Below are 13,456 nucleotides of genomic sequence, written 5' to 3'. Positions count from 1 at the left end.
AAAAACTACTGTGAGGGCTGCGGCGTTGGGCTGTTTGGTGACGACTATTTTCGTTTCGCCAGAAAGCCCGCTCCAACGGCCCGGAAGAACCTGGCTGTTCATGTGGCGGTGCTTCTTTCTGTGGTTGCCGGCTTGTCGTTATGGCTTTTGATGGGTAGGGCGTGACGGCTCCAGCCTATTTGTAGATCTCCCGCAAGGACAGCAAGGTAGAATCCGGAACAACGCCAAGTCTGCGAATCAGATCGATAGTTTCCTTTTTTGAAACTTCGTGGTATGGTTTCAAAAAAGGAAACAAGGAACGTTTGTGCACATTATTTCAAGAAAACCGTTTAACGATGCTGGCAAGCAGTTTCCCAATGATCGGGAGGCTCTGGTGAATACCTACACCACGTTGCGAAATGGACGGTTTGAAACACCTGAGCAGCTGCGCAAGGTGTTTCCGTCCCTGGACAATTTTAAATACCGGGACAAATGGTGGGTTATCGACATCGGCGGTAACAATCTTCGGCTGATTGCCTTCATTGAATTTCGTGATAATCGCATGTACGTAAAACACATTTGCAGCCACGCCGAATACGACCGGCTTACTGACAAATACCGTCGCAATAAGGAGTGAGGCTTATGTTATCGCCTACTTTTGTTGAGATCAGAGAAGCGCTATCTCAGGTGCCTTTTGTGGCACACATTGAGACTCAGGACGACTATGAGCGAGCGTTGGAGCTGATGGACCAGTTGGTGGACGACTACGACGCCAACAGGCTTCTCATTGAGGTTCTGTCTGTCAGCATTGAGCGCTGGGAAGACCAGGCTACAGAGTTTTCCGACTTTAATGCCGCTGTTGCTGAAACGGACAGGGGGATTGCTGTGCTGAAAACCATGATGGTTCAGCACGGTCTTGGGGTTGCTGATTTGCCGGAGTTGGGTTCAAAAGGCAATGTGAGCAAAATTCTCAATGGTGCTGAAGGAAAGAAGCTGACCCGCAAACACATGGAGGCCCTAGGCAAGCGGTTTGGGGTGTCTCCGGTACTGTTTTTCTAGGATGCCTGCATATTCAAGAGCCCCTTTCAAACTCCGCCCGTACCAACGGGAAGCCGTCGACGCCACGCTGAATCATTTCCGCAGATCCGATGAGTCTGCCGTCATCGTGCTGCCAACCGGCGCCGGCAAAAGCCTGGTCATTGCCGAGCTGGCCCGTCTTGCCCGGCGCAAGATTCTGGTGCTGACCCACGTCAAAGAGCTTGTGGAGCAAAATCACGCCAAATACCAGAGTTATGGGTTGGCCGGCGGCATCTTCTCCGCCGGGCTGAAGCGCAAGGAAAGCCACCATCAGGTGACGTTTGCCAGTGTGCAGTCGGTATCGGCGAATCTGGATCAGTTCCGGGATGAATACTCGTTGGTCATTATTGATGAGTGCCATCGGGTCAGTGGCGATGAAACCAGCCAGTATCAACGGATCATCGAGTTGCTACGGCAACAGAATGACGCCCTCAAAGTGCTTGGGCTGACCGCTACGCCCTACCGTCTGGCCATGGGTTGGATCTATCGCTATCACTACCGGGGCTTTGTTCGCGGCTCTGTTGACGAGCAGGACAAGCCCTTTCAGCACTGCATTTACGAACTGCCGTTGAGCTATATGATCAATCGGGGGTATCTCACCCGGCCCGAGTTGGTGAATGCGGCAGTGGCGCAATACGATTTCTCCGCGCTGGCTCGGGACCGCTTTGGCGAGTATGCCGAGAAGGACGTCAACCAGCTGCTGAGCAAACACAAGCGTGTGACCCGCGCGATCATTGAGCAGGTGATGGAACTGGCCGCTGAGCGCCAGGGAGTGATGATCTTTGCGGCCACGGTGGAGCATGCGAGGGAGATCACCGGTTATCTTCCTGAATATGAGACCGCTTTGGTAACTGGCGCGACCGATCAGAAAGATCGGGACATGCTGATTCAACGATTCAAACAGCGGCAGTTGAAGTACTTGGTGAACGTATCCGTGCTCACCACGGGCTTTGATGCGCCCCATGTGGACGTTATTGCCATTCTTCGGCCTACCCAGTCGGTCAGCCTGTATCAGCAGATCGTGGGCCGTGGTCTTCGCCTTGACGAGGGCAAGCAGGATTGCCTGGTGATTGATTACGCGGGCAACCACGTGAATCTGCATCATCCGGAGGTGGGCGAACCGAAACCGAACCCGGACAGTGAGCCGGTGCAGGTATTCTGCCCGGGCTGTGGCTTTGCCAATATCTTCTGGGGCAAAACAGACAGTGAAGGCCGTGTGCTCGAGCACTACGGGCGCCGTTGTCAGGGGCTTCTGGAGCCTGTGGACGGAGACGAGCCTGCTTCGCAGAAAGGTCGCCTTGAGCAGTGTGATTACCGTTTTCGCTTCAAGGAGTGTCCCCACTGCGGTGGCGAGAACGATATTGCCGCCCGCAACTGTCACCGATGCCAGAAAGCCATTATCGACCCGGATGATCAGCTGAGAGATGCGCTGAAGCTCAAGGATGCCATGGTGATCCGTTGCGCTGGAATTGCACTCAGTGTTGATGGAAACAAGCTGAGAGTGACCTATCACGGCGAGGACGGGGAGGAACTCAGGGAGTCGTTTGATTTCAGCAAGCCTGGCCAGCGCACCGTTTTCAACAAGCTGTTCGGGCGGCGTTTCGCGAACGGCCGAGCGCCGAAAACATTCAGCAAGGCGGAGGAAGTACTTGAGAGCCAGGCCTTGTTGCCAGCGCCGGATTTTGTTGTTGCCCGCAAGCAGAAGCATTATTGGCAGGTGCAGGAGCGGATTTTTGATTATCGGGGTAGCTATCGTAAGGCGAATGAGGTGTAAAACCGATGGTCCGTAAAGCCCTGACCTTCTATATCGAATTGACTGAAGTGCACGCTGCCGAACCGGGGGGCGTTAGCGCCTGGTTGCGCGCACAAGGTCGTGATGCTCAGAGCTCGAAGGTCATGGCCACTTCCGGCGCCTGGATGAAGTGCCCCTGAAAATGGCGGATGCCACGGTCCCAGAACCACGTCAGAGCCTTGGCGTCTTCGACCCGGGTGGCTACGATTGGCTGGCTCGACCCGAAGACCCCGGTAAGCTGGCGAAGCATGTTTTCCAGTTCAGCCGTCTGCTCGGCGCTGGTGCCATACTTTGGAGCCAGCTTCACGAATTCCACGGTCGGCAACTCTTTCAGCAGTTCAATCGATGCCGGGCCGGTCTCAACGTGCTCGATGATAAGACCACAGTTCATGCCGTGCAGCACGTTTAATACCTGCTTGGCCTTTGCGACGTCTTTGATCACGGTTGGGCTGGACAATGCGAGGTAAATGCGGCGTTTGCCTTTGATGCTCGCGTTGCGCATACCGCTGCTGAGAAAGGGCATCATTCTGGCTACATCCGCCATGGGGGACGCGAGTTTGATCGCCACGGAGTAACCCGCTGCGGCTTTTCCCGAAAGCTCTGAGAGTCCCTCAAGCGCGTGCTCCACGACCCAACGATCGAGATCATGCAAGGTGCCATGATTTCCCTCTGTCAGCTGTGGCAAGAACTGGCCGGGCAGATACAAGGCATCGTCTTCATCCACTAGCCGTACCAGGGCTTCAAAGACAGTATCTCCGGAGTTCATATTCACGATCGGCTGGTAGTGCAGTTTGAAGGCCTGGGCATCTAGCAGTTCCCGAATGCGATCATCCAGTTTGCTATGATCGGAACGCTCCGGCGCCCGCCGCCAGACCACCCGAGCGTTGTCCGCCTGCATGGCCTCACAACAAGCCTGCTCGACTTCCATCAGGGCCTTGTCTTCATTCACCGCTTCTGTAAGAGGCAATACGCCCATACTGACGGTAACGGAATTCGGCGGTTCACCCAGGGACCATGCCGGGCTGTTCAGGCGTTGGTGAAACTGGTCCAGATAGGCACTTGCGTCCTCGGCTACAGGCGCGGTTATTTGAAACAGGAAGCTGCCGCCGCCCAGGCGACAGCCGGAATCCCTGGCACCCAATTGGTCCGCGAAGTGGTGCTCCATGCGGGCAGTTAAACTGGCCAGTGCGCGTGCGCCATGCTGTGCGCGCAGGTACTCCTCGCGGTCGATTCCCACCTGGACCAGAAACCGCGCCTGGTTGTTAGGCGAGGCCTCAAGATAAGCGAGGGAGGAGGCCAGTTCGGTCAGAAAAAAGTCATGGTTCTGCAAGCCCTGACGTTCTTTGCGTTGACTGACCAGGTTGATGCGCGCCGAGATGCGTTGAGCCTGTGCCAGGTGATGATGCAGCGCCGCCAAGAATCGTTGATTGTCGAGTGGTTTCTGGAAGAACTCATTGCCCGCCATGCTGTTCGTCTCGAGGTGGTCGGCTACTGCCTGCGACGCTGACACAAACAGGATGGGGATGGTGAGATATCTTGGGTCCTGGCGCAGCGCGCGGGCAAGTTCCAGACCTTGAACTCCCGGCATTTCGTGGTCCAGCACGATGGCGTCAGGTTGGAACTGTTCGATGCGCTCGAGAATTCTCGCGGGCTGGGAAAGGCCTTCTACTTCGTAACCTTGATTGAACAGTAAGTCTTGATAGTAGGCGAGCAGGCCGCTGTCGTCATCCACCCAAAGTACCCTTTGCCTGACACTGGTGCTGAGTAGCTGATCGATCCGCTCCTCCAGCGCGTCCATATCCAGGGGTTTGGTGATGTAGCCATCTGCGCCGGCCCGCATAGCCCGCATACGTGCGACGAGGTCATTTCGGGCTGACATCATGATCACCGGGCTACAGGCATCCACCTGATGCTTGAGGCGGTCAAGAAGCGTTATTCCCTCCAAAGCGCCGTCGGGGAAGCTGATGTCCAGAAGAATCAAGTGGTAGTAGTCGTTTGCTTGTTGGCTAAAGGCGTTTGGCGTGTCGAACGTGTCAACATCAAAGCCCCGTTGTTCCAACCAACCCTGCAGAAAAACCGCCTGGTTGCGATCATCCTCGATGACGGCGATTCGGTGATGGTTTATGACAGTCACAGCCGCCGGGGCCGTTTCGTTCGGGGTGGCGGTATTGATAGCCTGGTCAATGGCCCGCTCCAGAGCCTGGAGCGAGGCTTCAATCTGGTCACGTTCTATGGGAGTTGCTACCGGTTTATTCAGCACGTGCTGCAACTGGCTCTCGAGGACCTGTGCACTTTCGCTGATGGCAGAAAACTGGAACGTAGTTCCGCTGCCCGACAGCTTGTGGGCACACCGATCCATGAGCAACAGTGTTTTCTTGTCCCAATTGACATGTTGCAAATGGCTCCAGGAAGCTCTCAGTTCCTTTGCGCGGCTTGGAAGGTTTTGAGCATACTGCTGTCTGAGCTCCTGATAATTTACTCCCAAGTTGGCGCCTACCATTCATGAACCTCATCTGCTGTTGGAGGAAAATCAGAGTGTGGGTCAGATTTCGAATTAACGGAGAGTGTTGTTACCTGATCATAGCTTGCTGAAAAAAGTTCCGCGACCTGTTATCAGATGGAAGTGAACCGAGGCAGTTTTGATGTGCCTTCACTGAAGTCAAGGCCGCCACTGGGTAGAATGGCGGACTTTGAACCGTCGAAGAGAACCTATCCTATGCCAATCGAAAAGAATCAGGTGGTCCTGTTTCACTACAGTGTCCGTGATGAACAGGGCAACGAAGTTGAGAATTCCCGTGGTGGCAAGCCGAACGCCTACCTGCATGGCCACGGCGGTGTTATCCAGGGCCTGGAAGAAGCCCTGGAAGGTCGCGAGGCTGGCGATACGTTCAGCGTTACCGTCACTCCTGAAAAAGCCTACGGTCCGCGCAAGGCCGATGCCGTGCAGCGCGTGCCGGTCAAGCATCTGATGGGGGCCAAACGCTGGAAGCGGGGCATGATCGCCCAGGTGCAAACCGAACAGGGCCCGCGCCATGTGGTCGTCGCCAAGGTCGGCCTCAAATTTGCCGATGTCGACACCAACCACCCGATGGCCGGTAAAACCCTGACCTTCGATATCGAAGTGATCGAAGTACGTGCCGCCGATGCGGAAGAGATAGCGCACGGCCACGCGCATGGGCCGGGTGGGCATCACTGAAGATAAAAGGGGGCGTAGATGCAAATTGGTGTGATCGCAGATACCCACAGCAAAATGCGCCCCGAAGCCCTGGAGATATTGAAAGACTCTTCAGCTATGCGGCAGAAGCCGATAGTCTTTCAGAACTACCTCTTTCATTTGCAGCGCATACTGTGTGGCAAATCCCGGATACATCGTCGCGTTAAACCCATCCTCGGTGAGATACCAGCTTTTGCAGCCGGTGTTCCAGTTGGTTCGTGACAACCGTTTTTGTATCGCACGATTGTGACTTTCCTGTGCGCTCTGGCGCACGTCCAATCCTTTCAGGTCAAGGCTGGTGATGGTGCGCACGGCTTTAACAATATAGTTAATCTGCGACTCCATATACACCAGAGCGGAGTTATGCCCGGGACCGGAGTTGGGGCCGAACGTCAGGAAAAGGTTGGGGTAGCCGGCAACATTGATGCTTTTATAGGCCGATGCGCCCCTTTTCCACTCGTCGTTCAGTTGCCGGCCATCCACACCGGTAATCGGAAACGGTGTGCCGGCGTTGCTTACGTTGAAACCGGTGGCAAAAATCAGGCAGTCGAACTGGTGCTCGATGCCCTCAACCGTGCGCACTCCGTTTTCATCGATCCGGGCAATGGGCCAGGTGATCAACTTGCAATTGGGTTGCTGTAGGGCCGGGTAATAGTCGCTGGATACCAATACCCGTTTGCAGCCCAGGCGGTAGTTTGGGGTTAGCTGGCGGCGAAGCCAGCGATCCTTCACTTGATTGCGTAGGTGCCACTTGCCCAGCCGCTCCGCCAGGCGAGTGAGGGGTGAGTTCCAGATCACCCCAAGAGCCATGGATTCGTGGGCGAGGTAGAGCGCCTTGCGCAATGCGTTCTGGCTCAGGGGCAGTTTTCGAAACGCCAGCTTCTGCCAGTCCGGCGTTTCGAAATCTGGCCGTGGCATGACCCAGGGTGGTGTCCGCTGGAACACGGTCAGCTTGTCGACCTTGCCCACGATGCTTGGCACGATCTGGATGGCGCTGGCACCGGTACCGATTACCCCGACACGCTTGCCTTCAAGGTTGTAGTTGTGGTCCCACTGGGCGCTGTGGATTTTTTTGCCTTTGAAGTCTTCGATGCCTGCAATATTCGGAAAGCCCGGGTTCGATAACGGCCCCTGGGCCATCACCACGGTTTTTGCGTAGTAGGTTTCTCCGCCCTCGGTGGTGGCCTCCCATACGCCCCTGTCCTGATCCCAGTTCAGGCCGGTGACGTTGGTGCCAAAGCGAATGTATCGGGCCAGGTCAAACTGGTTCACCAGATGGTGGATGTAGCCCAGGATCTCGCGAGCACCGGAGAAGCTTCGGGACCAATCCGGGTTTGGCGCAAACGAATAGGAATACAGGTTTGAGGGGATGTCGCAGGCGGCACCGGGGTATTGGTTATCCCGCCAGGTTCCACCTACCTGCTTGTCCCGTTCCAGTATGACCATGTCATCGATGCCTTCCTGCTGCAGGCGAATGGCGGTGCCGAGGCCGGCAAAACCGGCCCCGATGATCAGGGTGGTAACCACAGGCGTCGTCTGTGCGTCAGTCATGGTGTCAGGCCGTCGTCTGGTAGGTGATTTCGCGCACCCAGCTGGGTACAGTGGGGAAGGCTCGCCGGGGGATGGCGTCGGTCACTTTGACCAGGGCGTCGATCGGCTTGTGGTAGAACCGGTTACCCCGATCCACCACGAAACGCCCGTGGTATTTGATGATCTGGAACCAGGGGTTGCGCCGGCCGTCTTCTGAGCGGCCACCAATCTTTTCGAATTTCTGCATGGCTGCGTACAGTTTCTCTTCCGGCAGGCCCATTTCGATGATGTTGTCGCGCATCTTGTTCAGCAACGGAAAGTAGGAGGCGATACCGAGGATCAGCCGGGGGTCCATCAACTGGGCCACCATACGCGCCAGTTCCCTGTAGGTTTTTCCATGGCCTTGCATTTCCATCACCGTGAAGCCAACGCCAAGGTGCCGGGACTCGTCGTTGTTGATCAGCTCAAAGGCCTGATGGCAGACGGGGTCGTCCACGGTTTCCAGCAGGAACTTGCAGAGGGCACCATCAAGCGCAATCTCCAGCATGGGGACCACGGTGCCCAGCACGTACACGGGCTGGTCGTCGGCAAAGCGGTCCAGCCACTCGATCACCAGGCGCAGGTTGTTGTTGGGCTCGGGCAGCTCGTTTTCTTCCAGCATGCCCCAGCGTTTCATCAGCGCCATTTCGGCGTTGGCGTGGCGCTGTTCTTCGGCGTGGAAATAGGTGTAAATTTCCCGCAGCGTGTCATCCGGTGCTTTCTTGGCCATGGCTGCGAAAGCGCGGGCACCTACATGTTCGATCCACATCAGGTCGGCCATGAAGGCTTTCAGTTTGGGCCACTGTTCGGCGGTTATCAGCTCGGCTCCCGGTGCGTCCCAATCCACGTCGGACAGTGACCACTGGGAGCTCTTGATCTTCTCCAACATCTTGTCCAGGTCGATTTTAGCCATGGAGTCTACCTCTCGTTGTCTCTTCTTCGGTTACGCTCCCGGTCCTACTGACAAAACGGTTCAGCAAGCCTGTGCCGACGGCGTAGCCGCTTGGCAGCAGTCGTTTCAGGCGCCAGATCAGTTTTGCGTCCAGTTGCGGCATCACATACAGCTGGCCCCGGTCCAGGCCATTGAGGGTGATTCTGGCCACCTGTTCGGCTGACATTCCGAAACGGTCCATCAACCGGTTGAACAGGGCACCGGAATCGCCAGTGATCCGGCCATTGGCGGCAATGTTGGTTTTCACCAGGGTGGGGCAGAGCGCGGTGACCTGAACGTTGGTTTCGGAGAGCTCCGCGGCCAATGTTTCCGAAATCGCCAGGGCGGCCGCTTTGGTGGCGTTATAGGGCCCCATCAACGGTGCCGCGGAGAAGGCCGCAGTGGAGGCAACATTGATAATGCCAGCGGCTGGCTGGCCCTTCAAAAGCGGCGTGAACACGTGGCAGCCGTGGATAACGCCCCACAGGTTGATGTTGATGGTCCAGGTCCAATCCGCGATTGGGACGTCGCCGATCTTCTGGCCGCCGATACCGATGCCGGCGTTGTTGATCACCAGGTTCAGGGGTTGCGGCAGTAGCTCCTGAGCTTGCTGGGCCAGTGCCTCAACCTGCGCCAGATCGCTAACGTCGCAGGCGACAGCCCAGGCCTCGCCGCCTTCTGCCCGAACCTCCCGGGCGGTCTGCTCAGCCGCTTGCAGGCTGATGTCCGAACAGACGATGAGCCCCTTGCGACGGGCCAGCTCCAATGCGAGGGCTTTGCCGATGCCGCTTCCAGAGCCTGTGATGACAGCCCGTGACTGATGGGTGAGTCTTTGCTTTTGAAACATTGCCGATTCCGCTTATCAAGTTTCAAACAGGGTCGCACGAGACGGCCGAGCTTTTTGGGCCGTATGTGATTCGAGAGAGGACGATTTACTTGCGGACTGTTACCAGATTGCGAACCTGGCCGGCGTTGGAGAGCGTGGTCCAGAGCCTTGGGAAAGCGTAGGCTGGCGCCTGATGCGGTTCTTGAAAGGTCAGCACATTGCGTTGTCTACCGCCCCGAAGCCCAACTGCCACGGGCCAGGTCCATGGCCCGGTTGACTTCATCGGCAGGGATGTCGCCCGGCTCGCCTTTTTCTATCGGGTCATAGTGGAACACGTACAGTCGGGAGACGAACTCGGCTACCGGTAAGGAGGCTTCGCCGAAGAGTTCACCGTGGCCATGGGTGGAGGTGATGACGCCCTGGCCCCAGTTCTGGCCGCTGTCGTTGTTGGGGTTGAAAAAGTAGACGCGCATGGTCTTGTCGGGGTCCATGGCGAGCCGTTGGATGGTGATGGCGTGCCAGCCGAGAAAGCGCGTGGCGCTGTCGGTCACCGCGATACCGGCCGGCTGTGGATTGATCACGGGAATGTTGCCGTTATAGAACGGGTGATAGGCGGCGTAGAAATCCCGGACAAACCCTTCGAAGTCCTTCAGGCCGCCGGTGAAAACGTCCACGGCGATGCGAAATCCGTGGCCAACGTGGTCGCCGTGAAACTCGGCGTTGACCCATTTGTGGGGATCCTCTCCGCGGCCAATACTGCGCCGCCCCATTTCAAAATAGATACGGTCCAGATGCGGCACGGTCAGCAGGGATACGGCATCGACATCCACGGGCGGTTCGGTTGCCAGTCCGGCGCCAAGCTCCTTTGAAGAAATGCTGTTGCCTTCGAAGCGCATAACGATCTCATCGTCCCGCGCTGCCCAGGCAAGGATGCGCAGCAGTTCTGCCGGCATGTTGTACGCCCACATGGACAGGGCGCGGGTGGACTGGCAGGTCGGGTAGTTGCCCTGGCCCACGCCCAGTGGCCGCCCCAGCACGTTGAGTACGTCGGCAAGCAAAAAACATTCGGGGGAGTGGCTGCTGCCGAAGACCGTCGCGATCTTCTCGGCTGCGGCGTCACAAAGCGTCATGCGTATCTGGCGCCACAGGGATGGCGCTACCGGTGGCGAGTAAAGAATGCCCCGCTCCAGCATCATGGCCAGGCCGTAAGTGCATTGACTGGTTTCCGGAAACACGGCGTCGTCGATCAGGCGGTGAATCAGTGCAGGGTAGCAGTGGAATGCATCGGCACCGGTGTAGCTCAACCCGAGGGCTGTGGGGATCAGGGCGTTCCAGCGCCCGCGCAGGTAGCGTATGAACACCGGCATGTAGGCCGACACCAGGCCGGTATTGTGCATGGCCTGGGCAAAGGCGATGGCTTCCTGCATCAGGGCGGCATCGTCCATGTCCGCCAGTCGTTCGGAATAGACTTCAAAACCGGGGTCTTCACGGCAACCTTCAGTGGGGCTGAATACGGCGTTGATCAGTTGCAGGGCGTCATCGCCGACTTCTCCGCCCAGGGCGTCGGGTTTTTCCAGGCAGACGGCAATCTGGGTCACCATGTGCTTGACGCCCTCAACCTGCACCGGGCGCTGCTCCAGAATACGCCAGACTTCGGCCACCAGGTGCTCCAGCAGGTTTTCATATCCCAGATGCTGGAGCAGGTAGTGATACAGGTTCTGCACGGCATGGCCGAGCTGATCGGGCCGCAGCCGGTCGCTCTCCTGCAGGTCATCACTGACCACCAGGTCCAGGTTCATCGCCATCACCTGGGCGAGGAAATTATGGGCATGTTCCGCCGAGATAGAAGCGTGGACGTAGTCGCCTTTGGTGACCGCCAACAGGCGAACCTGACTCAGGCATTCGACCAGTGTTGCGGTGGGCTCCCCGTGGCGGACCGTACGCGCAGCCAGGGAAGGCACCAGTGTCTGGGGGTAGTCCCAATCGCTGCCACCAAAGAACCCGGCGGATTCAATGGCCGGAACGCGTTCGTAGATTGCGTCCAGCCCTTCGGGGCTGAGCACCAGGGGCCTTGCCGCATCAATTACTTCGAATACGGGCGAAACGCCCTCGATCGCGTTGATTGCAGCAAGGCGGCTAACGGCGTCGTCAAATGCATTTACAAGTTCCGTTGGCGCGCGGCTGTTCTGGTTTTCGGTGTCTTTTTTTTGTCTGGCCATACAACCATCCTTGAGCCAACCTCGGACTGTGTCAACCTGGACTGTCGAAAACATCCGTGCCCACCGGTTGGCTGAAGCCAGGAACCTGTTGGTCCACCATTTCGGATAGGATCAATGGCTGATGATTGGTAAACAGGCTGACGTTAACCTACATATCATTGTGAGCAAGAGATCCGATAAAGTGACGCCCACCCCCACAACAAAAGAAGAGCAGACACCTGATGGCTGAATCCTTTGGTACTGAGCTGGTTGAACAGCTCCAGCGAAATATTGGCGATGCCTTCCTGGCCGTGTCAGGTGAGGATTTGGACTGGGGCGCGCTTGTCGTACAGATGCTTGGCCAGTTGTTGGTCTCTGTAATCTATCTTGGGGTGTTTTTCGGGATCTATCTGGTGGTGACCGGTGCTATCCGGCTGGTCTTGGGCAAGCAGCGGGCCAAAACACCTCTGTTCATTCAGGTGCGAAGCACTCTGCGTTATCTGGCCGGGTTAGGGGCGCTGGTCTTCATTCTTGCACAGTTCGGGACGTCTCCTGAGGTTCTCAAGGCGATGGCGAGGGCGGGCTTTATGGCCCTCGGTTTCTATGTGGCCTGGCTGGTTCTGGCACGCCTGATCAAGGACAGCATGGTGCGCTACAAAATGGATCCTTCGATTCGTCAGCTGGTCGAGAACCTGTTTTCGGTGGTCGTCTCAGCGCTGGCTGTGGTGACGGTGCTCGCCCAGTTCGGTTTCGATGTGGTTTCGATTGTGGCGGGGTTGGGGATCGTCGGTATCGCCGTTGGCTTTGCGGCGCAATCAACCCTCTCCAATTTCATTGCCGGTATCACCCTGCTGATTGAGAGGCCGTTCCGCATTGGTGATTGGGTGACCATCAACGGGCAAGACGGCAAAGTGGTCAAGATTGCCTTGCGCACCACCTGGCTGCGCACCCGGGATAATATCTTCGCGATGATTCCAAACGACAGTGTGGCGTCATCCGACATCATCAATTACAGCGCAGAAGGGGTCACCCGCCTGAATATCCCGGTGGGCATTGCTTACAAAGAATCCGCGAAGGCCGCGAGGGATGTGCTGATGCCGGTTCTGCTGACGCACCCTGAAGTTTTGCAGGGTGCTGGTATGGAGCCCCGTGTTCTGCTTAAAAGCCTGGGCGATTCTTCAGTGAACCTTGAAGCCAAGGTGTGGATTACTCCCGATAATCTGGATGTGCAGCCCAGAATCATGGCTGATGTTCTGGAACAGATGAAAGAGGCGCTGGATGCCGCCGGCATTGAAATTCCTTTCCCTCATTTGCAACTGTTTATAGATGATGCAAAAGGGCTCAAGCCGGTTCTGGAGCCCCTCTACAGCAAGCGGGAAGCTAACGGATAACTCCTTGATCCCTCCTCTCTCCCACGACGGGTGACGTGAACCCTGTTATGACAATGGTGACACTCTCGTGATCATTCCGTGATGACCTGGTCGGCCCATGCAGCGCACTATTTGTTCAGGCGGGAAACACATGCTGAATGGTTGCCTGCCGCTCCGAACTCATAGATGAAAAGGAAACAGATATGAACACGATGCTAAACGGTGCCCGCATTGCAGCTCTCGCCGCCGCCTTCGCGACTTCAGGATTGGCCTATGCCGCTGAACCACCTGCCGGCTCCAGCGGTGCGGCGGTCTCCGGCAGCGATAAAGTGCATTGCTACGGGGTGAACTCCTGTAAGGGAACGGCCGACTGCAAAACCACCGAAAATGCCTGTAAAGGACAGAACGCGTGCAAGGCCCAAGGCTTCAAGGGGATGTCAGCAAGCGAATGCCTGTCGGAAGGTGGTGTGATTGGCGATCTGGGCTGAGTAGGCCAGATC

At 57.0% G+C, this 13,456-nt stretch carries 11 protein-coding genes; 6 read left to right on the top strand and 5 right to left on the bottom strand.

The genetic code is table 11. The features are described from left to right. The first annotated feature begins 304 nt into the window (after positions 1–304). The 3 genes from JJO78_RS13490 to JJO78_RS13480 are packed head-to-tail and all read left to right on the top strand — an operon-like array spanning position 305 to position 2,830. Positions 305–616 (top strand): type II toxin-antitoxin system HigB family toxin, encoded by a 312-nt coding sequence (locus tag JJO78_RS13490; protein WP_007152747.1) that lies wholly within the window; start codon positions 305–307, stop codon positions 614–616. 59 nt (positions 617–675) lie between these two features. Beyond that, positions 676–1,038 (top strand): helix-turn-helix domain-containing protein, encoded by a 363-nt coding sequence (locus JJO78_RS13485; protein WP_273623860.1) that lies wholly within the window; start codon positions 676–678, stop codon positions 1,036–1,038. Position 1,039: 1 nt separating this feature from the next. Next, positions 1,040–2,830 (top strand): DEAD/DEAH box helicase, encoded by a 1,791-nt coding sequence (locus JJO78_RS13480; protein WP_228209931.1) that lies wholly within the window; start codon positions 1,040–1,042, stop codon positions 2,828–2,830. A gap of 106 nt (positions 2,831–2,936) precedes the next feature. On the opposite strand, the gene JJO78_RS13475 is transcribed toward JJO78_RS13480, so the two are convergent. Then, positions 2,937–5,348, bottom strand: a complete 2,412-nt coding sequence (locus tag JJO78_RS13475; RefSeq protein ID WP_273623859.1) for a response regulator — start codon at positions 5,346–5,348, stop codon at positions 2,937–2,939. Positions 5,349–5,564: 216 nt separating this feature from the next. Here JJO78_RS13475 and JJO78_RS13470 point away from each other — a divergent pair, with 216 nt between their 5' ends. Then, positions 5,565–6,044: an FKBP-type peptidyl-prolyl cis-trans isomerase gene (locus JJO78_RS13470; RefSeq protein ID WP_007152743.1), complete on the top strand. Its 480-nt coding sequence runs from the start codon at positions 5,565–5,567 to the stop codon at positions 6,042–6,044. 90 nt (positions 6,045–6,134) lie between these two features. Here the strand turns inward: JJO78_RS13470 and JJO78_RS13465 are convergent, their stop codons facing one another. From JJO78_RS13465 to JJO78_RS13450, 4 genes are all read right to left on the bottom strand, one after another. Beyond that, positions 6,135–7,613 carry a flavin-containing monooxygenase gene (locus JJO78_RS13465; protein WP_075196953.1) on the bottom strand — a complete coding sequence of 493 codons (1,479 nt, stop codon included), beginning with the start codon at positions 7,611–7,613 and terminating at the stop codon, positions 6,135–6,137. A 4-nt stretch (positions 7,614–7,617) separates the two neighbouring features. Continuing rightward, on the bottom strand, positions 7,618–8,544 hold the full coding sequence (locus JJO78_RS13460) for a reductase (protein ID WP_075196954.1): 927 nt from the start codon (positions 8,542–8,544) through the stop codon (positions 7,618–7,620). Beyond that, positions 8,537–9,409, bottom strand: coding sequence for an SDR family NAD(P)-dependent oxidoreductase (locus JJO78_RS13455; protein ID WP_091640768.1), 873 nt, complete (start codon positions 9,407–9,409; stop codon positions 8,537–8,539). Before JJO78_RS13455 ends, JJO78_RS13460 begins: the two co-directional genes overlap by 8 nt. A 206-nt stretch (positions 9,410–9,615) precedes the next feature. Further along, positions 9,616–11,607: a hypothetical protein gene (locus JJO78_RS13450; RefSeq protein WP_273623858.1), complete on the bottom strand. Its 1,992-nt coding sequence runs from the start codon at positions 11,605–11,607 to the stop codon at positions 9,616–9,618. Between the two features lie 221 nt (positions 11,608–11,828). Between JJO78_RS13450 and JJO78_RS13445 the strand changes: the two genes are divergently transcribed. Continuing rightward, on the top strand, positions 11,829–12,977 hold the full coding sequence (locus JJO78_RS13445; RefSeq protein ID WP_199480907.1) for a mechanosensitive ion channel family protein: 1,149 nt from the start codon (positions 11,829–11,831) through the stop codon (positions 12,975–12,977). A 182-nt stretch (positions 12,978–13,159) separates the two neighbouring features. Next, positions 13,160–13,444 (top strand): BufA2 family periplasmic bufferin-type metallophore, encoded by a 285-nt coding sequence (gene bufA2, locus JJO78_RS13440; protein WP_040474347.1) that lies wholly within the window; start codon positions 13,160–13,162, stop codon positions 13,442–13,444. Positions 13,445–13,456 lie beyond the last annotated feature (12 nt).

Source organism: Marinobacter sp. DS40M6 (assembly GCF_028581595.1).
In the GTDB taxonomy this organism is placed as follows: domain Bacteria; phylum Pseudomonadota; class Gammaproteobacteria; order Pseudomonadales; family Oleiphilaceae; genus Marinobacter; species Marinobacter salarius.
Note: the sequence above shows the minus strand (reverse complement) of the source record. Positions and strands in the feature narration are given on the sequence as shown.

What these genes read in the sequence shown, in the direction of transcription:
- JJO78_RS13470 (WP_007152743.1), top strand. Translation starts at nt 5,565, where the DNA reads ATGCCAATCGAAAAGAATCAGGTGGTCCTGTTTCACTACAGTGTCCGT.
- JJO78_RS13445 (WP_199480907.1), top strand. Translation starts at nt 11,829, where the DNA reads ATGGCTGAATCCTTTGGTACTGAGCTGGTTGAACAGCTCCAGCGAAAT.
- JJO78_RS13450 (WP_273623858.1), bottom strand. Translation starts at nt 11,607, where the DNA reads ATGGCCAGACAAAAAAAAGACACCGAAAACCAGAACAGCCGCGCGCCA.
- JJO78_RS13480 (WP_228209931.1), top strand. Translation starts at nt 1,040, where the DNA reads ATGCCTGCATATTCAAGAGCCCCTTTCAAACTCCGCCCGTACCAACGG.
- JJO78_RS13455 (WP_091640768.1), bottom strand. Translation starts at nt 9,409, where the DNA reads ATGTTTCAAAAGCAAAGACTCACCCATCAGTCACGGGCTGTCATCACA.
- bufA2 (WP_040474347.1), top strand. Translation starts at nt 13,160, where the DNA reads ATGAACACGATGCTAAACGGTGCCCGCATTGCAGCTCTCGCCGCCGCC.
- JJO78_RS13460 (WP_075196954.1), bottom strand. Translation starts at nt 8,544, where the DNA reads ATGGCTAAAATCGACCTGGACAAGATGTTGGAGAAGATCAAGAGCTCC.
- JJO78_RS13465 (WP_075196953.1), bottom strand. Translation starts at nt 7,613, where the DNA reads ATGACTGACGCACAGACGACGCCTGTGGTTACCACCCTGATCATCGGG.
- JJO78_RS13475 (WP_273623859.1), bottom strand. Translation starts at nt 5,348, where the DNA reads ATGGTAGGCGCCAACTTGGGAGTAAATTATCAGGAGCTCAGACAGCAG.